The organism is Bradyrhizobium valentinum (assembly GCF_001440405.1).
Lineage (GTDB): Bacteria > Pseudomonadota > Alphaproteobacteria > Rhizobiales > Xanthobacteraceae > Bradyrhizobium > Bradyrhizobium valentinum.
On record NZ_LLXX01000055.1, the window covers coordinates 1 to 18,920 of the forward strand.

Annotated in this window: 19 protein-coding genes and 1 pseudogene; 8 read left to right on the top strand and 12 right to left on the bottom strand. The window is 62.5% G+C overall.

What is annotated here, in order from left to right:
- Positions 1–548 (bottom strand): annotated as a pseudogene (locus CP49_RS09575) (L,D-transpeptidase); the annotation flags it as partial.
- 334 nt (positions 549–882) lie between these two features.
- Here CP49_RS09575 and CP49_RS09580 point away from each other — a divergent pair.
- On the top strand, positions 883–1,713 hold the full coding sequence (locus CP49_RS09580; protein ID WP_057850023.1) for a hypothetical protein: 831 nt from the start codon (positions 883–885) through the stop codon (positions 1,711–1,713).
- Positions 1,714–1,727: 14 nt separating this feature from the next.
- Here CP49_RS09580 and sseA read toward each other — a convergent pair whose 3' ends face one another.
- The 3 genes from sseA to CP49_RS09595 all read right to left on the bottom strand — a co-directional run bounded on the left by sseA (position 1,728) and on the right by CP49_RS09595 (position 4,421).
- Positions 1,728–2,582: a 3-mercaptopyruvate sulfurtransferase gene (gene sseA, locus CP49_RS09585; protein WP_057850024.1), complete on the bottom strand. Its 855-nt coding sequence runs from the start codon at positions 2,580–2,582 to the stop codon at positions 1,728–1,730.
- Between the two features lie 125 nt (positions 2,583–2,707).
- Complete coding sequence (locus tag CP49_RS09590; protein WP_057850025.1) at positions 2,708–3,121, bottom strand: rhodanese-like domain-containing protein; 414 nt, start codon at positions 3,119–3,121, stop codon at positions 2,708–2,710.
- Positions 3,122–3,245: 124 nt separating this feature from the next.
- A complete protein-coding gene (locus CP49_RS09595; RefSeq protein WP_057850026.1) occupies positions 3,246–4,421 on the bottom strand; it encodes a vWA domain-containing protein in 1,176 nt (391 codons plus the stop codon).
- A gap of 141 nt (positions 4,422–4,562) precedes the next feature.
- Here CP49_RS09595 and CP49_RS09600 point away from each other — a divergent pair, with 141 nt between their 5' ends.
- The 3 genes from CP49_RS09600 (at position 4,563) to CP49_RS09610 (ending at position 7,327) form a co-directional block, all read left to right on the top strand.
- Positions 4,563–4,805 (top strand): GlsB/YeaQ/YmgE family stress response membrane protein, encoded by a 243-nt coding sequence (locus CP49_RS09600; protein WP_057850027.1) that lies wholly within the window; start codon positions 4,563–4,565, stop codon positions 4,803–4,805.
- A gap of 95 nt (positions 4,806–4,900) precedes the next feature.
- Complete coding sequence (locus CP49_RS09605) at positions 4,901–5,743, top strand: AAA family ATPase (protein WP_057850028.1); 843 nt, start codon at positions 4,901–4,903, stop codon at positions 5,741–5,743.
- Between the two features lie 81 nt (positions 5,744–5,824).
- Positions 5,825–7,327, top strand: a complete 1,503-nt coding sequence (locus CP49_RS09610) for a flavin-containing monooxygenase (protein WP_057850029.1) — start codon at positions 5,825–5,827, stop codon at positions 7,325–7,327.
- Between the two features lie 36 nt (positions 7,328–7,363).
- On the opposite strand, the gene CP49_RS09615 is transcribed toward CP49_RS09610, so the two are convergent.
- Complete coding sequence (locus CP49_RS09615; RefSeq protein WP_063791661.1) at positions 7,364–8,395, bottom strand: methyltransferase; 1,032 nt, start codon at positions 8,393–8,395, stop codon at positions 7,364–7,366.
- A gap of 333 nt (positions 8,396–8,728) precedes the next feature.
- Here CP49_RS09615 and CP49_RS09620 point away from each other — a divergent pair, with 333 nt between their 5' ends.
- Genes CP49_RS09620 through CP49_RS09630 form a run of 3 tightly spaced genes read left to right on the top strand, consistent with a single transcriptional unit; the run spans position 8,729 to position 11,533 of the window.
- Positions 8,729–9,778, top strand: a complete 1,050-nt coding sequence (locus CP49_RS09620) for an aromatic ring-hydroxylating dioxygenase subunit alpha (RefSeq protein WP_057850031.1) — start codon at positions 8,729–8,731, stop codon at positions 9,776–9,778.
- Between the two features lie 4 nt (positions 9,779–9,782).
- The gene (locus CP49_RS09625; protein WP_057850032.1) at positions 9,783–10,535 is read left to right on the top strand and encodes a GntR family transcriptional regulator; all 753 of its coding nucleotides are present in this window, start codon (positions 9,783–9,785) and stop codon (positions 10,533–10,535) included.
- A gap of 11 nt (positions 10,536–10,546) precedes the next feature.
- Positions 10,547–11,533: a PDR/VanB family oxidoreductase gene (locus CP49_RS09630; protein WP_057850033.1), complete on the top strand. Its 987-nt coding sequence runs from the start codon at positions 10,547–10,549 to the stop codon at positions 11,531–11,533.
- A gap of 36 nt (positions 11,534–11,569) precedes the next feature.
- On the opposite strand, the gene CP49_RS09635 is transcribed toward CP49_RS09630, so the two are convergent.
- Positions 11,570–11,929, bottom strand: a complete 360-nt coding sequence (locus tag CP49_RS09635) for a hypothetical protein (protein ID WP_057850034.1) — start codon at positions 11,927–11,929, stop codon at positions 11,570–11,572.
- 329 nt (positions 11,930–12,258) lie between these two features.
- Positions 12,259–12,555, bottom strand: coding sequence for an HU family DNA-binding protein (locus CP49_RS09640; protein ID WP_057850035.1), 297 nt, complete (start codon positions 12,553–12,555; stop codon positions 12,259–12,261).
- A 1,055-nt stretch (positions 12,556–13,610) separates the two neighbouring features.
- Here CP49_RS09640 and CP49_RS44465 point away from each other — a divergent pair.
- Entirely contained in the window at positions 13,611–13,763 is a 153-nt protein-coding gene (locus tag CP49_RS44465; RefSeq protein WP_156438217.1) for a hypothetical protein, read from the top strand.
- A gap of 170 nt (positions 13,764–13,933) precedes the next feature.
- On the opposite strand, the gene CP49_RS09645 is transcribed toward CP49_RS44465, so the two are convergent.
- The 5 genes from CP49_RS09645 to CP49_RS09665 all read right to left on the bottom strand — a co-directional run bounded on the left by CP49_RS09645 (position 13,934) and on the right by CP49_RS09665 (position 18,889).
- Positions 13,934–14,344: a hypothetical protein gene (locus CP49_RS09645; protein ID WP_057850036.1), complete on the bottom strand. Its 411-nt coding sequence runs from the start codon at positions 14,342–14,344 to the stop codon at positions 13,934–13,936.
- Positions 14,345–14,346: 2 nt separating this feature from the next.
- Positions 14,347–15,990, bottom strand: coding sequence for a GMC family oxidoreductase (locus CP49_RS09650; RefSeq protein WP_057850037.1), 1,644 nt, complete (start codon positions 15,988–15,990; stop codon positions 14,347–14,349).
- Positions 15,991–16,014: 24 nt separating this feature from the next.
- Entirely contained in the window at positions 16,015–16,608 is a 594-nt protein-coding gene (locus CP49_RS09655) for a GNAT family N-acetyltransferase (protein WP_057850038.1), read from the bottom strand.
- A gap of 256 nt (positions 16,609–16,864) precedes the next feature.
- The gene (locus tag CP49_RS09660) at positions 16,865–17,791 is read right to left on the bottom strand and encodes an SMP-30/gluconolactonase/LRE family protein (RefSeq protein WP_057850039.1); all 927 of its coding nucleotides are present in this window, start codon (positions 17,789–17,791) and stop codon (positions 16,865–16,867) included.
- 261 nt (positions 17,792–18,052) lie between these two features.
- Entirely contained in the window at positions 18,053–18,889 is an 837-nt protein-coding gene (locus tag CP49_RS09665) for an AraC family transcriptional regulator (protein WP_057850040.1), read from the bottom strand.
- Between the last annotated feature and the right edge of the window lie 31 nt (positions 18,890–18,920).

An 18,920-nucleotide genomic window follows, 5' to 3' on the forward strand; every position in this document is an offset into this window, starting at 1 on the left:
GCCGGTGCGGCGCCGATCGCCCCCGGCGGGCGCAGGCCAGTGCGGTCGTCGTTCGGATAGACAATGCCGGCGCCGGGAATGCGGCTGTCGCCGCGATCCGAATAGGCGGGCTGCTGCGAACCGGGCGGGCGGTCCGCATAGATCACCGGCGGCGGACCGGCCGGGCGGCCGTAACGCGGATCGTCGGGAGAAAGGATCGGGCCCGTGGGCATCGGGGCGCCACGGTCCGAATAAACGGGGGCACCGGCCGGACGGCCATAGCGGGGATCGTTGGGCGACAGCACCGGACCGGGCGGCGGCAACGCGGCCGAGTTCTGGCCGTTCGGCGCATCGTCATCTTCCAATGCGTCGAAATCGGGTTCGCCGGGGCCGCGGCGTTCATCAGCCGCATAGCCACCTTGCACATACGGTCCCGGCGCCGTCGAATAAACCTGGCCTTGATAGACTTGGCCTTGGGCCGGATAGCCCTGTTGCGCATGGGCGAGCGAAGTTCCCGCCATGCCAGCGGCAATGGCAGCACAAATCGTCAGAATGCGGTTGTTCATCATCGCCTTATGTATAGACCCCAAGCCCCACCGGACGGTTAACGGCAGATGACGGAAGATAGCGGCACATTCAAGACAAATCCGCGAAATTCGCCCCCAGCCAGTCATTTGTGATTGCCGCCAAGCTGCGGCAAAGATGCCTCAGAGCGCCGGAAATCGCCATTAGCGGGCGATGAGCGACTTCAAACCGCGGATTTTGCAACAAAACGGACCGGGCACTGAGATACTCTCAAACCGGACTGATTCGCGCGCCCGACGCGCCCAGCCTCCCAGTGGTCACCGCGTTCCCTTGGCATCAATGACCCTCCAGAGATCAAGGGGGGCGGAACTCGAGTCCATGCTCCCCGGCTTTCGTTTCTTGTTCGCTGCCATCATCCTGTCGATGTCGATCCTGATTTTTGGGCTGGGCGCCGCCGCGCTGTTGCGGGCCGCCCATGAGGAATTTGCCAATCTTCCCTCGCGACGCTCGACGCCCGAGCCGATGTTTGCCCGCCGGACCGACGATACGCCGCCCACGCTGGCGCTGCTGCGTATCGATCCGCCGGCCGCGGAGAAGACGGCGGAGGATGGTCCGGCCACCGTTCCAGAAGCAGCCGCGGAGATCCCGGCACCGGCCGGACAGACTGCGGACACCGGTCCGGCGGAGCCCGAGAAACTGGCCGCCGTGAGGCCGGCCGAGCCCGTGCAGGTCGACGCGGAAAAGCCGGAAGCCCCGGCGAAAGAAGCCATCGTCGAGACGGCGACTGCTCCGGCGCCTGCGGCGGAAATCGAAGCCCCCGTCACCAAGGCGGACATGAAGGTCGCCGCCGTCGCGGAAACCCCGGAGCCGGCCGCGGCCGCCCCGCCGCCACCGGCGCCTGCACCGGATATCAATTCATTCGAAGGCAATCCCGCCGCGACCCGGATCGCAACGCTCGGCGGCCCCGCTGTGATCGTCGATGAAAAGACCGCGGCCAACGCCAAGATGGAAGCCAATACGGAAGCGAAGACGACGGAGGCGAAGTCGGATCGCAGCGCCATCAAGAAGCGGGCCGCAGAGCGGGCCCGGGAACGGCGGCGAATTGCGGCGCAACGGGCGCGCCTGGCACGCGAGGCGGCGCTGGCTCAGCAGCAACTGCAGGCCAACCCGTTCGCGCAATCTCCCATCGCGCCCACCACGACGCGCTAGCTTCTAATCGAGGATCAGGTCGGGCCGGTCGCGATTGGCGGGCCGTCGGCCGCGCCCCACTCCGTCCAGGAGCCGTCATACAGCGCCGGGTTCTCGACGCCGAGCCGATAGAGCGCAAGCGTCAGCACGGCGGCGCTGACGCCGGAGCCGCAGCTCGTCACGATCGGTGCGTCGAGCTTCACGCCGGCGCCGAGAAATGCGGTTCGTAATTCGTCGAGCGATTTCATCGTGCCGGTCGCAGCATCGAACAGGTTGTTGTAGGGCAGGCTGAGGCTGCCAGGGATATGGCCGGAACGAAGGCCCGGCCGCGGCTCGGCCACCTTGCCCTGATAGCGATCGCCGGCGCGCGCATCGATCACCTGCTCGGCGCGGCTTGAGAGATTGGCGACAAGCTGCTGCATGCTGCGCGTGCGCCGCGCGTCGAACGTCGCCCTGAATGTCGCCGGCTTCGGCGTCACCTCACCCTTCTCGACCTTGCGGCCTTCCGCGACCCATTTCTTCAGGCCGCCATTGAGCACGCGCACGTCCTTGCCGAACGACAGGAACATCCACCACACCCGCGGCGCCGCAACCCAGCCGCCGGAATCGTAGAGCACGACGGTGTCGTCATTGCTGATGCCGAGAGCGCCGACATCGCGGCCGAATTGTTCGGCGGAAGGAAACATGTGCGGCAGCGGATTGGAATGATCGGAGACCGCGTCGACGTCGAAGAACACCGCGCCCGGAATATGCGAGGCGAGATAATCGTCCTTCGGCAGCGGCAGCACGCCCGGCATCTTGAACGAGGCGTCGATCACCTTGACGTTCGGATCGTTCAGGCGCTCGGCGAGCCATTCGGTGGAAACGAGCGGGTCGGTGGTGGTGGGCATTTTATTCCTTCGTTGGTTTCCGTCGCCCTTCGAGGCCTCCGCTTCGCTACGGCACCTCAGGGTGACGGAAACGTCATCCTGAGGTGCGAGCGCTTGCGAGCCTCGAAGGATGGCCGCGGGTAACACTACCCCTTCTTCTTCGGCTCCCACTTCTCGATCGGCCCGCCTGCGTCGCGCCAGGCGGCAAAACCGCCGCCCATATGCGCAACCGGCTTCAGGCCCATGTCCTGCGCGGTCTTGGCCGCGAGCGCCGAACGAAGTCCGCCGGCGCAGTGGAAGATGAATTTCTTGTCCTCCTGGAAGATCGGCTTGGCGTAGGGGCTTTGCGGATCGATCCAGAATTCCAGCATGCCGCGCGTGCAGGAGAACGCGCCCGGGATCTTGCCCTCGCGTTCGATCTCGCGGGGGTCTCTGATATCGACGATCACGACGTTTGGGTCCTGCGCGGCCTTGATGGCGTCAGCGGCGCTGACGGTCTCGATCTCGGCGTTAGCTTCGTCGATCAGGGATTTGATGCCGCGGTGAATGGTCTGGGGCATTGATTGCGCCTTTCGTTTCTTGATCCGTCATTCCGGGATGGTAAGGACCAGACCCGGAATCTCGAGCGAGTGAAATAACCTCTAGATTCCGGGTTCGCGCTGCGCGCGCCCCGGAATGACAGGATTACCGCACCAGCTCCTTCATCGCGCCTTCGAGGCCTTCGATCGTGATCGGAAACATGCGCTCCGAAAACAGCCGCCGGATGATGGTGGTGGATTCCGAATAGTCCCAGTGCTTCTGCGCCACCGGATTGAGCCACACCGTATGCGGGTAGGTGCGCGTGATGCGCTCCAGCCAGACCGCGCCGGCCTCCTCGTTGACGTGCTCGACCGAGCCGCCCGGCACCATGATCTCGTACGGCGACATCGAGGCGTCGCCGACAAACACCACCTTGTAGTCGTGCGGATATTTATGCAGCACGTCCCAGGTCGGCGTGCGATCAGTGAAGCGGCGCTTGTTCTGCTTCCAGACGCCTTCATAGAGGCAATTGTGGAAGTAGAAATATTCCATGTGCTTGAATTCGGACTTCGCCGCCGAGAACAGCTCCTCGACCTGCTCGATATGCGAATCCATCGAGCCGCCGATGTCGAAGAACACCAAAACCTTCACCGCGTTGCGACGCTCGGGTCGCATATGGACGTCGAGATAACCGTGGTTGGCGGTCTCCCTGATCGTGGTGTCGAGATCGAGTTCGTCAGGCGCGCCGGTACGGGCGAACTTGCGCAAGCGGCGCAGCGCGATCTTGATGTTGCGGATGCCGAGCTCGACATTGCCGTCGAGATCCCTGAACTCGCGCTTGTCCCACACCTTCACGGCGCGGTTGTTGCGGTTCTTCTCCTGCCCGATTCTTACGCCTTCGGGATTGTAGCCGTGGGCGCCGAACGGCGAGGTGCCGGCGGTGCCGATCCACTTGTTGCCGCCCTGGTGGCGGCCCTTCTGTTCCTCAAGGCGCTTGCGCAGCGTTTCCATGAGCTTGTCCCAGCCCATCGCCTCGATCTGCTTCTTCTCTTCCTCGGTGAGGTATTTTTCCGCGAGCTTCTTCAGCCATTCGGCGGGAATCTCCGCCTTCTCCATGGCATCCAGCAGGCTTTCGAGCCCCTTGAACACGGTGCCGAAGACGCGGTCGAACTTGTCGAGATTACGCTCGTCCTTCACCAGCGCGGCGCGGGAGAGATAATAGAAATTCTCGACCGTCTGATCGGCGAGGTCGGCGTCGAGCGCCTCCATCAGCGTCAGATATTCGCGCAGGGTCACCGGGACCTGCGCGTCGCGCAGCGATGTGAAGAATTGCAGGAACATGCAGTACAGATTGCCTGCCGGACAGCGCCCGTCAAGGGCCGGCGCATGCCAAAGGCCAGCGCATAGCTGTCAGGCCTAGACCGGGAGGCTTTTTCAATTACAATTGAGCCGTAAAAGGCTTATTCCGGCAGGGGAAATTCAATGGGAATCATTGCGGCGCTGATCATCGGCGGTATCGCGGGCTGGCTTGCCGGACTGATCGTGCGCGGTGCAGGCTTCGGGCTGATCGGCAACATCGTGGTCGGCATCATCGGCGCGCTGCTGGCAAGCTGGCTCTTGCCGCAACTCGGCGTCAGCCTCGGCGTAGGGTGGGTCCGCGACATCATCAACGCCACCATCGGCGCGGTGATCATCCTGGTGATCCTGTCGCTGATCAGACGCTGAGGACAGCGCATCAACTCCAATCGCGACCGCCGGACCGGCGGTCGTTTACTGTTCAGGCCGTAGCGGTACGAACGAACAACAAGGCAAACTGATAGATGAAATTTACCGGCACCAAGGACTATGTCGCCACCGACGACCTCAAGGTCGCCGTCAATGCCTCGATCGTGCTCGAGCGCCCGCTGCTGATCAAAGGCGAGCCCGGCACCGGCAAGACCGTGCTGGCGGAGGAAGTCGCCAAAGCGCTCGGCGCGCCGCTCCTGACCTGGCACATCAAGTCGACCACCAAGGCGCAGCAGGGCCTGTACGAATACGACGCGGTGTCGCGCCTGCGCGACAGCCAGCTCGGCGACAGCAGGGTTTCTGACATCTCGAACTACATCAAGCGCGGCAAATTGTGGGAAGCCTTCACCCACGACAAGCGCCCGGTGCTTTTGATCGACGAGATCGACAAGGCCGACATCGAGTTTCCGAACGACCTGTTGCTCGAACTCGATCGCATGGAGTTCTTCGTCTACGAGACCGGCGAGAACATCAAGGCGAGCCTGCGCCCGATCGTGATGATCACCTCGAACAACGAGAAGGAACTGCCGGACGCGTTCCTGCGCCGCTGCTTCTTCCACTACATCAAGTTTCCCGACGCCGACACCATGGGCCGGATCGTCGACGTGCACTTCCCCGGCATCAAGAAGCGCCTGGTGGAAGAAGCGCTGCGCATCTTCTTCGAGGTGCGCGAGGTGCCGGGCCTGAAGAAGAAGCCCTCGACGTCGGAACTGCTCGACTGGCTCAAGTTGTTGCTGAACGAGGACATCACGCCGGAAATGCTGAGGGAGCGCGACCCGCGCAAGCTGATCCCGCCGCTGCACGGCGCGCTGCTCAAGAACGAACAGGACGTGCACCTGTTCGAGCGGCTGGCGTTCCTCAGCCGCCGCGAAGTGTAATTTCGCCGATGTCTACAACGCCAGAACCCGAGGTTCTGGCGTTTCGTTTTTCAGAACAACAACCAAAAAAGTACAGGGAAGATGAACGTTCAAGCCCAGATCGATGAGACCGCGCCGCGCACCACGGAGCATTTCGACGTCGTCATCGCAGGCGCCGGCATTTCCGGCGTCGGTGCGGCCTACCACCTCACCACGCAATGCCCGGGAACGACCTTCGTCGCGCTGGAGGCGCAGAAGACGTTCGGCGGCACCTGGACCACGCACCGCTACCCCGGCATCCGCTCCGACAGCGACCTGCATACGTTCGGCTACCGCTTCAAGCCATGGACGACAGCGCCGATCGCGAGCGCCGCGGAAATCCTGAAATACATGGGCGAGGTGATCGAGGAGAACGATCTAACACCTCACATCCGCTACCGGCACACCATCACCTCGGCAAAATGGTCGAGCGAGGAAAACCTCTGGACAATCGAGGCCACGCGTACCGATACCGGCGAGCAGCTTCGCTTCACCACCAATTTCTTCTGGATGTGCCAGGGGTACTACCGCCACACCGAGGGCTACACGCCGGAGTGGAAGGACATGGCCAAGTTCAAGGGCCCGATCGTCCATCCGCAGAAATGGCCCGAGGATATCGACTACAAGAATAAGCGCGTCATCGTGATCGGCTCCGGCGCTACCGCAGCGACCCTGATCCCGGCGATGGCTGCTGATTGCGCGCATGTGACGATGCTGCAGCGTTCGCCGACCTATTTCCGCACCGGGCGCAATGCGATCGAGATCGCCGAGCAGTTGCGCCAGTTGCAGGTCGACGAAAAATGGATTCACGAGATCACCCGGCGCAAGATCCTGTTCGACCAGGACGCCTTCACCCGCAAGACGTTCGCGGAGCCGGAAGCGGCCAAGAAGGATTTGCTGTCCGCGGTCGAAGCCTATCTCGGCAAGGACTACGACATCGCGACCCACTTCACGCCAAAATACCGGCCGTGGCGGCAGCGCATAGCCTTCATCCCCGATGGAGACCTGTTCCAGGGCATCAAGTCCGGCAAGGCCTCCGTCGTCACTGACGAGATCGACCGCTTCACCGAAAAGGGCATCCTGCTGAAATCAGGCAAGGAGCTCGAGGCCGACATCATCGTGACCGCGACCGGCTTCAACCTGTGCGCCAATGGCGACATCGAGTTTGCCATCGACAGCAAGCCGCTCGACTTCGCCGATACCGTCACTTATCGCGGCATGATGTTCACCGGCGTGCCGAACCTTGTCTGGGTGTTCGGCTATTTCCGCGCGAGCTGGACGCTGCGCGTCGATCTCGTCGCCGACTTCGTCTGCAGGATGCTCAATCACATGAAGGAGACCGGCGCGAAGCGCGTGACGCCAGAGCTCCGCCCCGAAGATCACAACATGCCGCTGTTGCCGTGGATCGATCCCGAAAACTTCAACCCCGGCTACATGATGCGCGGCATGCACTTGTTGCCCAAGCGCGGCGACAAGCCGGAATGGCAGCACAACCAGGATTACTGGGCGGAGAAGGACGAATTCCCCGCGATCGATCTGAAGGACAAGGCGTTCGTTTACGGCTGAGGCCGCAGCCTGATCCCGGGTGATGGTGACGTTCCGTCACTCGGCAGTCATCAAAGCGGGACGTGCCTCGATCACGTTGAAGCGGCCGGCAGGATAAACCCCAGCCAGAGCGAAGCCGCTTTGTTCGAGCAATTCGCGATATTGCCCTTTGGTGCGCTCGAGCCCTCCGGGCCCGCGAAGCATGTTCAGATCGCTCAACGCATGCGCCTTGTGGTCGTCTGTCGTACCCGGCACTTCCGGCATCAGCCGCTCGACCAACAGCAACTTGCCGCTACTCGGGAGCGCCCGATGACAGTTGCGCAGGATCGAGATGCTGCGCGCATCATTCCAGTCATGGATCACGCTCTTGAGGATGATCGTATCAGCGATCGCCGGAACCGATTTGAAGAAATCGCCCGCGACAAATTCGACGCGATCGCTGACGCCGATCTGCCGAAGATGTCTGCTTGCGGCATCAAAGCACCTCGGAAGGTCAAAAACGATTCCACGCAGTTCCCGTTTTTGCTGCGCGATCGCGCCGAGCAACTCGCCGGAGCCGCCACCGACGTCCATCAGGTAGGATATCCCGCTGAAATCGTAGGAGCGAAGGATATCCGGCGTTACCAGCCGCGTGAGCTCGGTCATCGCGACGTTAAACTTGTCGACGTTTTCAGGCGTTCGAGCCATCAGTTCGAAAGCGTCGGCAGCGCCCTGCAATTCCGCCGCGGTCTTGCCGGTCATCACGGACTCAAGCATCCCGCTCCACGACTTTGACAGCATCTCGGCTTCGAGGATTGCCCAGCCCTTGAACGATTGCTCCGCTGCGCTGTCGAGGCAGGCGCCCACCTCCGTCAGGGAATAGCTACCGTCGCCGGTTCGCGAACATATACCGATGGTGGAGAGTGCGGTGAGCAGACGCCCGAGAGAACGTTCATCCGCGCCGGTCGCCTTCGCAAGCGCGCCAGACGTCTGCGATCCGTCCCGCAGCAGCTCGGCAAGTCCAAGTCTCGCCGCCACGTAGATGACGGCCGTTACACGGTGCGAGTGAATCAGATCGAAAAGCCTGAGGGCTGATACTTGAGATGCCATCGTGCCTCCTTTGCGGTGGCTGTTGCGAACTCCGAATGTGGTCCCCCGCGGGTTTGCCGAGCGCTGCTCGGAACGGCATTGGCGCTGCAGCTTTTCGCCGGCCATTGCTGCTGCGAGGCGGCAGTTATTCGTCCCGATGATGCCCGCAAGCATGTCCGTGGCAGTTGCGCGCTCAGCCCGCGATCAAGGGTGACGGCTAACCGGAGATCGGGAAATGAAGTAATTCACAAAGGCTATGTATACTTTAATGGTATTTAGATACGTACATTGCGCTAAATTTGCCACCACGTCGCATATTCTGTATACATCCTGCACTCATCAAGGAGTGCAGCCATGCCGTCCTCGTTTCCGCTCAACGCCTGGTACGCCGCCGCCTGGGATGTCGATATCAAGCACGCGCTGTTTCCGCGCACGATCTGCGGCAAGCATGTCGTGATGTACCGCCAGTCCAGCGGGCGGGTCTGCGCGCTGGAGGACGCCTGCTGGCATCGGCTGGTGCCGCTCTCCAAAGGACGGCTCGACGGCGACACGGTCGTCTGCGGCTATCACGGGCTGAAGTTCAACGCGCAGGGCCGCTGCACCTACATGCCCTCGCAGGACACCATCAATCCCTCAGCCTGCGTGCGCTCCTATCCGGTTGTCGAACGGCATCGTTTCATCTGGCTGTGGATGGGCGACCCGGCGCTGGCAGATCCGGCCCTGGTGCCGGACATGCACTGGAACGACGATCCCGCCTGGGCCGGCGACGGCAAGACCATTCATGTGAAGTGCGACTACCGCCTCGTGGTCGACAACCTGATGGACCTCACCCACGAAGCTTTCGTGCACGGCAGCAGCATCGGCAATGACCACGTCGCCGAAGCCCCGTTCGACGTCACCCATGGCGACAAGACCGTGACGGTGACGCGCTGGATGAAGGGCATCGACGCGCCGCCGTTCTGGGCCGCGCAGTTGCAGAAGCCGGGTGCGGTCGACCGCTGGCAGATCATCCATTTCCAGGCGCCCGGCACCGTCAATATCGACGTCGGCGTCGCCCCCGCCGGCACCGGCGCGCCGGAAGGCGATCGCTCGCAGGGCGTCAACGGCTTTGTGCTCAACACCATGACGCCGGAAACCGACACCACCTGTCACTATTTCTGGGCCTTCGTCCGCAATTACCGGACGACAGAGCAGAAGCTGACCACCGAAATCCGCGAGGGCGTTTCCGGCATCTTCCACGAGGATGAAATCATCCTCGAAGCGCAGCAGCGGGCGATGAACGAGAATCCGGACCGCACCTTCTACAATCTCAACATCGATGCAGGTGCGATGTGGGCGCGGCGCGTGATCGACCGCATGGTCGCGCGCGAGACCGCGCCGCAAACCGTCCAGGCCGCGGAGTGAGGTCATGAACGAGCGCGACGCCGAACGTTCCGTGTCGCAGACCGTGCGCGCGCAGCTCGCGCTGCGCGACATGATTCTATCAGGACGGCTGCGCCCCGGCGAACGCATCTCCGAACTGCAGGCGGTCGATATCACAGGCGTCTCGCGGACGCCGGTGCGGCTGGCGCTGGTGCGGCTGGAGGATGAAGGGCTGCTGCAGGCGATTCCTTCCGGCGGCTTCATGGTGAAGGCGTTCACCGAGCGCGATATTCTGGATTCGATCGAGCTGCGTGGCACGCTGGAGGGCCTCGCGGCCCGCTTTGCGGCCGAGCGCGGTGTCAGCGCGCGCAGCCTCGAGCCGCTGAAGGAATGCCTCGCCGACCTCGACCAATTGGTTCGCCAGGATCCGATTTCGGTCGAAGCCTTTTCCGCGTATGTGACCATGAACGCGCGCTTCCACGCGCTGCTCAATGAACTATCCGCGAGTGCGCCGCTGATCCGCGAAATCGATCGCGTCTCCGCGTTGCCGTTCGCTTCGCCAAGCGCTTTCGTGATGGCGCAATCGGCGTTGCCGGAGGCGCATCAAATCCTGCTGATCGGGCAGGATCATCATCGCATCGTGGTCGATGCGATCGAGAACCGCGAGGGCGCGCGGGCCGAAGCCGTGATGCGCGAGCATTCGCGCCTCGCCGCGCGCAATTTGCGGCTCGCGATCCGCAACCGCACGCATCTCGAACTGATGCCTGCGCTAGCCCTGCTCAAATCGTCAGCCGAATAGGAAAGCGCCCCATGCGTTTTGCCGAGCAATGGAGCTGGTGCACCGTCGAAACAGTGCGCGACGTGACGCCCAATATCCGCGAATTTCGACTGCGCCCGGAGAATGGCCACGTGCCGCCCTACCCGGCCGGCAGCCATATCGGCGTCTCCGTGCTGATCGACGGACAGCCCGCGCGGCGCTCCTATTCGCTGGTGGAGAATAGCGATGCCGGCACCTACCGGATCGCGGTGCGGCTGGCGCCGGACAGCCGCGGCGGCTCGCGCGGCATGTGGAGCTTGACGCCGGGTGCGCGGATCGAAACTTCAAATCCGGCGTCCCTGCTCGAAATCGACTGGACGAGAAAGAACTATTGCCTGATCGCCGGCGGCATCGGCATCACGCCGATAACAGGTATCGCGGCCGCCCTGCGCCGCAGGAATATCGACGCTCCCCTGCACTACGCGGTCAAGTCGCGCGGTGGTGCCGCCTTCCTCGACGAGCTCTCGGCGCTGCTGGGCGACCTCTTGATCGTGCACGCCTCCGACGAAGGCGCGCGGCTCGACTTCGAAGCCACCTTCCGCGCCTTGCCGGACGACGCCATCGCCATCATGTGCGGACCGATGCGGATGCTGGAGGCGGCGCGGCGAGCCTGGAATGAAGCCGGAAGAGCGCCCGCCGACTTGCGCTACGAAACCTTCGGCTCCAGCGGGCTCAAGCCGACGGCGGAATTCCGGGTGCGCCTTAAGGGGTCCGACACCGAACTGGTCGTGCCGCAGAACAGCTCGATGCTCGACGCGCTGAACGCCGCCGGCTTCGAGGTGATATCAGATTGCCAGCGCGGCGAATGCGGCGTCTGCGCGATCGATGTCGTTGCCGTCGAGGGCGAGATCGACCACCGCGACGTGTTCTTCAGCGATCAGCAGAAACAGGACAGCCGCAAGATCTGCCCCTGCGTGTCGCGTGCGATCGGCGTCGTCACCATCGATACACTGTACCGGCCGGAAGCGGCGCATCCGTAAGCGAATTTCGATGCGGGCGTGTCTTTAAGCAACAGCTTAGCCGCAATTCCAGATCGGCCCGATCGGCGTCCGCGTCCAGCAAGGGCCAAAGCTGCCGCCATTGTAGCGACCGCCGTAAAAGCCAGGCCGGCCGAAATAGTGCCAGTCGCCATCGTACCCGTAATAACTTGGGGTTGGATCGATATACCAAGGGCGCTGGTTGCGGCGCGCCATGCGCGAGGCCGAAGCTTTCCGCGCGTAAGCTGGAAGGCTGTTATTCGGTGGCTGCTGATAGCCCGGGAGGAAGCCGTATCCGTGCCAGCGTGGCGCCGGCCGCTTATGAGCCGGCGCAGCCGGCGCGACGACCGGCAGCAGCGATAGGATGATAGCGATCGAGAGAAACACGAGGCGCGACATAACCGCACCATAGACGGCCGGCTGTTGAGAGGCGATTCAAATCTGAGTGCACATTGCAGCGCAGCTGCTTCCGGTCCGCTTGCGAGACGAGCGCTCTGCGCCGGAAGCAACCGTTCACCCCGGGGATTTCTAGCTTTGCGGTCAGACAATAAAGACAAAAGGCCACGCGGGCATTACACCGCATGGCCTTTGCGAGACTGCGCGCCCCCAGGCCCTCTGGAGATTCCGTCTCGGGGCGCATAGTGTGCGGGTGGAGGTGCCTGTCCAGGGTGTGATGGAATTTGCCCACAGTTCTGGCGAACGAGCATGCCCCAACCGATCCGCCCGGTTCAAACCGCGTCTTTAGCAACCTTCAGGGGTGACGCCTTGACCGACTTGCTCGCTGGCTTGGCCGCGAACTCCATAGGCTCTTTCGTGAAAGGATTCACACCGCTGCGGGCTTCAGTAGCAGGCTTGTTCACGACCGACATTTTGACGAAGCCGGGAATGACGAACTCGCCGGATTCATTCAGTTCCTTATAGCCCACAGTCGCCATCTGCTCGATGACGGCCTTTACGTCTCCTTTGGAAACCTGCGTTCCCTCTGCAATTGCATCAATCAACTGATTCTTGGTCATCTTGGCCATGATGGTTTCCCTTGTGGAGGCTCAGAACAGGTTAAAGCGCATGAGCTACCGGGGGGCGCGGTCACTCTGCTTAAAACGCGGCAAAGCCACGCAGTTCGCTTCTCGTTCCTACCTGTGGTCATGAAGTCACCGGGCTTAAAACCTATCGAGATCCAAAACGCAAGGAGCAGCTCGGCGTGTATTCTCATTTGGCTAATTGGCAATTGAGTAACAGAGGCTGCCATGCGGGCAGCCTCTGTCCATGCCTTGAAGCTATCCCCACCCTGCCACCTGCCCCGTCATGGGGACTCATCCCAATGTGGAGATGAAACGACAGGGCTCACGCCCATCCCGAGCTCACGTGTGGGCTTCGGATCGGTCCTCAACATCCGTTGTGCGGCCTCGGCGTTTGTGGCGCAGCGCTCGAGCCAGCGAGCCACGAGAAAATCGACCCGCGCGGCAAATCGCCGTTGAGCCGCTGCCAGCACAGGCCTCGCGTCCAAGCTCTGATCGGATGGTCTTTTGACGTCGTTGCGGGCGTTCATCTTGCCCTCCTGCCGGTTCGGCGGAGGGAGCGGCCCTGCGCCGAGAGTTACACTCTTACTTTGCGGATCAGCCCCGCTTCGAGCTGAAAGTTCGGGCCCCACGTCATCACGGACATGCACGACCGATCGGCCAGCCGAATAAGCGGCCGGACGCGGGCGGCAGTCTCTGCGATGTGTGTGCGCGCGTTACGCATTGCAGTCCTCAAGAGTGCAGGCAATTTCACCCGCGACGAATGTCATGATCTAAGCGCAGAGAAAACTCGACGCGTCAAATGTTTTATGTTCACGAGGTGCGGAATTTGTTGCGTGCTAGTAATTTTCGAACGCCAGCGGAGCCGGCTGGGTTCGAAAATTTCAGGCTATTGCCAATTGTGCGGAAGTGGCGGTTTACTTCGCCATGCCCGGTCTACCCCGGGAAGCACACACCAATTGCACGGATCGGCTTGTCCACTGGGGGCCACTAAGCGAACATGCAGTAACCGCATCTACAGGAGTTGGGTCTATAAACGTGCCGCCAGGTGAGGCGAGAGAATGAAAGCAGATAATCGGCTGGCGGTGTTTTGCCTGGTAGTGCTGTCCATCATCATTGCGGGCATCATGGTCGAGAAGTTTTGGGACTGTCGTCTCAAAGGAGGAGCGGAAGAGGCCTGCTTGTTCACGCCTGCTCCTTACACGCCACCATAGGGCGCCAACTGAGGCAGCCTAATCGTAGCCCTTGCCATTAGGTCTGCTGGAGCGAAGACCGCAATGGGTCACGAGCGGTAATACTCGAACTGATCGTAACGTTTCCGCTTCTCCGTCAGAGGCGGAAATCTACGCCTTTAGGAAATCTACGCCTTTATGAGTCCACGCCCCTAGAAGAATTCATCGAGAAACGCCGCCGCTTCGTCCGAGATGCCGGCGATCTTGTTCGTTGCCTGACGATAGAACTTGAAATTGAGCTCGGTCCCGGGCTGGCCGTCTTTCCAGTCGGTGAAATGCTTGAGGTCGCTCCGCCCCAGCGGCCGCTTCGCGAGCGCGGTGCGTCTGATGGTGATGCTCACGCGTGGTGTTTGCCTGATGATGCCGCGCTTCCTGGCGACCGCTTCGGCAGAAATGACAACGCCGCGCGCAATAAGGCCCTGCCCACCCTCGTTCTCGCTCGCAAACACGAAAACCGTGTCGCCTTCGGCGATATGCTTGCCGCCATACATGGTCTTTTGCGCTGTCAACGCGAACGTCTTCGGCCGCAGATCGGAAATCTCGGCCTTGATCGCGAACGCCAATGCTAGGCCGACACCGGGAATCTGACGGCTTCCGGCGCGGTCTTGCCGCGGATCATGTCGGAGGCCTTGTCGGCGATCATCAGCGTTGAGGCGTTGAGATTGGCTGAGATCATCCGCGGCATGATCGAGGCGTCGACCACGCGTAGTCCCTGCAGCCCGTGCACGCGCAACTGGTCGTCGACCACGGCCCATTTGGCGTCCGCCGGGCCCATGCGGCAGGTGCAGCCGGGATGGAACGTGGTGGTGCCGCGTTCGGTGGCGGCGGCGAGGAATTCATCGTCGCTCTGCACCTTCGGCCCCGGGAAATCCTCATAGGCGTAATAGGGCGCGAGCGGCTTCGACGCGAGCAGCCGGCGCGCCAGCTTCATCCCAGCCACGACGACGCGGCGGTCGATCTCCTCAACCAGGTAATTGGTCTGGATGATCGGCGGCGCGAACGGGTCGGCCGAGCGGATGCGGACATAGCCGCGGCTTTCGGGCCGCTGCTGCCATGAAGCAACGGTCATGCCGGGCTCGTCCTCGAGCTGGCCCTGCACGCCTTCCTTGTAGCTCGCCGGCGTAAACGTGAGCTGCAGATCGGAGCTTTCGGTGGTCTCGCCGGAGTGCCAGAAGCAATAGACCATGGTCGGCGACAGCGAGAGCAAGCCGCGCCGCGTCGTGGCCCATTTCAGCGCCTCGACCCAGAGGCTCAAGCCGCGCCGCAGCTCATTGATGGTCCGGATGTTCTTGACGCGCGCGACCGAACGCGGCGCGTAGTGATCCTGCAGGCCTTCGCCGACACCCGGCAACGCGTGGCGGACTTCGATGCCGTGCGATTGCAGCAGTTCGGGCGAGCCAACGCCGGACAATTGCAGCACCTGCGGCGAGTTATAGGCGCCGCCGGACAGGATGACTTCCTTGCTCGCGCGCATCTCGACGGGCTCGCCGCCCTTGCCGCCCCGGAGATAACGCACGCCGACCACGCGCTTGCCCTCGAAGATGAGGTTGGTGACATGCGCATGGGTGCGCACATCGACATTGCCCCGCTTCCGCGCCGGATGCAGGAACGCCTTCGCGGCGCTCATGCGCAGGCCCTTCTCGATGGTGCGCTGGCAGTAGGACACGCCCTCCTGGATCGCGCCGTTGTAATCGGGGTTGCGCGGAATCCCGAGGCTCATAGCGCCTTCCATGAAGGCCTCGCAGAGCGGATCCTGCCAATCCATGGTGGTGACGGTAAGACTGCCGTCGCGCCCGCGATAGGTTTCGTCGCATTCGCCGACGCGCCGCTCCAGCCGCTTGAAGTAGGGCAGTATGTCCGGATAGCCCCAGCCGCGGTTGCCGAGCTGCGCCCAGGTGTCGAAATCCTGGCGCTGGCCGCGGTTGTAGATATGGCCGTTGATTGATGACGATCCGCCCAGCGTCTTGCCGCGCGGGGCATAGATGCTGCGGCCGCCGGTCCACGGCCCCGGCTCTTGGCTGTAGGCCCAGTTGACGCTCTTCATGTGGAACGTCTTGATGAAGCCGGCAGGCAGATGGATGTAGGGATGCCAGTCGCTTGGCCCTGCCTCCAGCACACAGATGCGGCTCGTTGGGTCTTCACTAAGCCTGTTAGCAAGCACGCTGCCTGCGGAGCCCGCGCCGATGATCAGATAATCGAACGTTTCCATCGTATCGTTTCTAGCGCGGCCTGTTCACCGCGTCTTCTCGTTGAGCTGATAGTTGAGATGCGCCTTCACGGTCGGCCATTCGCTGGCGATGATGCTGTAAACCACGGTGTCGCGCAACGTGCCGTTCGGCGCGATCTGGTGGCTTCTCAGGATACCGTCCTGCTTGGCGCCCAGGCGCTCGATGCCGCGCCGGCTCTGGTGATTGAAGAAATGCGTGCGGAACTCTACCGCAATGCAATTGAGCTTCTCGAAGGCGTGCGTCAGCAGCAGCAATTTGCACTGCGTATTGAGCGCGCTGCGCTGCACACGCTTGGCGTACCAGGTGGAGCCGATCTCGACGCGGCGGTTGGCGGCATCGACGTTCATATAGGTCGTCATGCCCGCGACCTTGCCGTCGGCGTCATACACCGTGAACGGCAGCATGGTGCCTGCCGCAAACAGGCCGAGCCGGCGATCGATCTCCTTGCGCATGTCTTCGGCTCTGGGAATGAAGGTGTACCAGAGCTTCCATAGTTCGCCGTCGCTCACGGCTTCCACGAGTCCGTCAACATGATCGTGCGACAACGGCTCGAGCCGCGCATGTGCGCCCTGCAGGGTAACCGGTTCAAGAAAGGCCATATCAAATACTCCCTCTCCTCATCCTGAGGAGCCGCGAAGCGGCGTCTCGAAGGATGCAGGCCCCGTCTGTGGCCTCATGGTTCGAGACGCGCGTTCCGCGCTCCTCACCATGAGGGTTATCATCTCTCCATGGTCATTCCGGGATGGTGCGCTAGCACCAGACCCGGAATCTCGAGATTCCCCGGTGCGCAATTGCACACCTGAGGTCTGGTCCTTCGGACCATCCCGGAATGACGATTGCGCTGTCGCGCAATCGTCACTTGTTCAAAAAATTCAGCGCCAGACCCGGCCGCGCCCAGTCCATCGCGATCAGCTCGCCCTTGCCCGACAGCGTGATGTAGACGGTCTTCAGCTCGGGCCCGCCGAAGGCGATATTGGTGGTGACGCGGTCGCCGGTCGGCACCTGCTCGACCAGTGTACCATCGGGCGCGATCACCGAGATGCAGCCCGAGACCAGCGTCGCCACGCAGACATTGCCGCCTGCCTCAACCGCCATCGAGTCGAACATCTGGTAGCCGCCGAGTCCCGCGATCGGCTTGCCGCGCTCGCCACGATAGATGACGTCGCGCGGCTTGATGGTGCCGGGCTCGGAGACCTCATAGGCCCACAGGCGTGCCGTCGGCGTTTCCGCGATGTAGACCGTCTTCTCGTCCGGCGACAGGCCGATGCCGTTGGCAGGCAGCACGCCGTGCACCGCCTCGACGATCTCCTTCATGCCGGGCTTGACGTAGTAGAATGCGCCTACATCCATCTCGCGGGCGCGGCGTTTGCCGAGATCGGAGAACCAGAGGCCGCCATGCCGGTCGAACACCAGGTCGTTAGGGCCCCGTAGTGCGTGCTCGCCGCATCTGTCGACGACGGTCTCGACCTTGCCGCTCTGCAGATCGATCCGCTGGATCGAGCCGCCGAGGTAATCCTCGGGCTGCGGCCCCGGCATGATCATCTTGCCGGTGGGAATCCAGCTAAAGCCGCCATTGTTGCAGATGTACATCTTGCCGTCGGGGCCGAGTGCCGCGCCATTGGGGCCGCCCGGAATTTCAGCGACCACCTCTTTACGTCCGTCGGGATAAACCCGTGTCAGCCGCTTGCCCCGGATTTCGACCAGCACGACCGAGCCGTCCGGCATGACCACCGGACCTTCGGGAAACTCCAGATCGGTGGCGAGAACACGAATATCGGCCATGAATCCTCCCGGCTTGCTTCGGCTGCAGGCGGATTTTTGGCTCGATCCCGCACGCGCAACGCTTCTTGTCGCGCTCGTTATGGCAAAGTCGATATCGCTTGCCAAGCAACCGCGGCCGTTCGCGTTGCGCAGGGCAGCATTGCGGTAGGTTTGGTCCGACACCAGCGTAGGATGGGTAGAGCGCAAGCGAAACCCATCAAATCGTGGCCCGCAAGGGATGATCGGTATTGCTTCGCTCCACCCATCCTACGGCTACACTTCCTATTCGCGCACCGGGATCCAGATCTCCAGCCCGCCATTGCCGGTGGCGGGATCGAACTTCTCGTCGTATCGCTCGAAGAACGGCGCGTCGGCCGCCTTCATGCCTGATATCGGCAGCCAGTGATTCCAGATCGTGTTGACGGTGCGGCGGATGGTCGAGATGTGCTCGGCGTGGGTGAACACCGCGTATTTTGCTTCCGGAATCCGGACGCGCGCAAACTCGCGCGGCAGGTCGGAGAAGTCGGCGACCTCGACGCCGGCGATGTAGTCGAAATTGCCGGCATCGTCGCCGTTGCAGCAGACGCCGTAGGCGACCTTGCCGATCCGCGCGGGAATACCGTCGACTTTCTGGTGAAACCGCTCCCACTGGTTCGGAATACCTGCACCGGCATTTTCATGCGTGCAACGTTCGCCGATGCCGGCGATCAGCAACGGCTTGGAGGTTTCGAAACGCGGGGGCTTGAGAGTGTCGAGCAAGGTTGAATCCATGACGATGGGCTCCTGAAGCTTGAGACGATCGAGGCACGTTGCGGCGCGAACCACCTCGGGCGTGACGCCGAAATGGTCGCGAAACGCGCGGGTGAACGCTTCGTGAGAGCTGTAGTCCGCCTCCAGCGCGAGGCTCAGGATGTCGGGGGCGCCTGCCGCGAGCGCCTGCGCGGCCTTGCTGAGCCGGCGCGCACGCACATAGCGCATGACCGAAAGCCCGGTAGCCGCGGCAAACGCCCGCACCAAATGGAAGCGCGAGACGCCGGCAATGCTCGCGACGTCGTCGAGCGTCAGCGGCTCGGCGAGATGGCTTTCGATATACCAGAGCGCCTTCTGGGCCGGATTCATGGCTGACAGCCTTCATGCGAAGCGCCCGCAT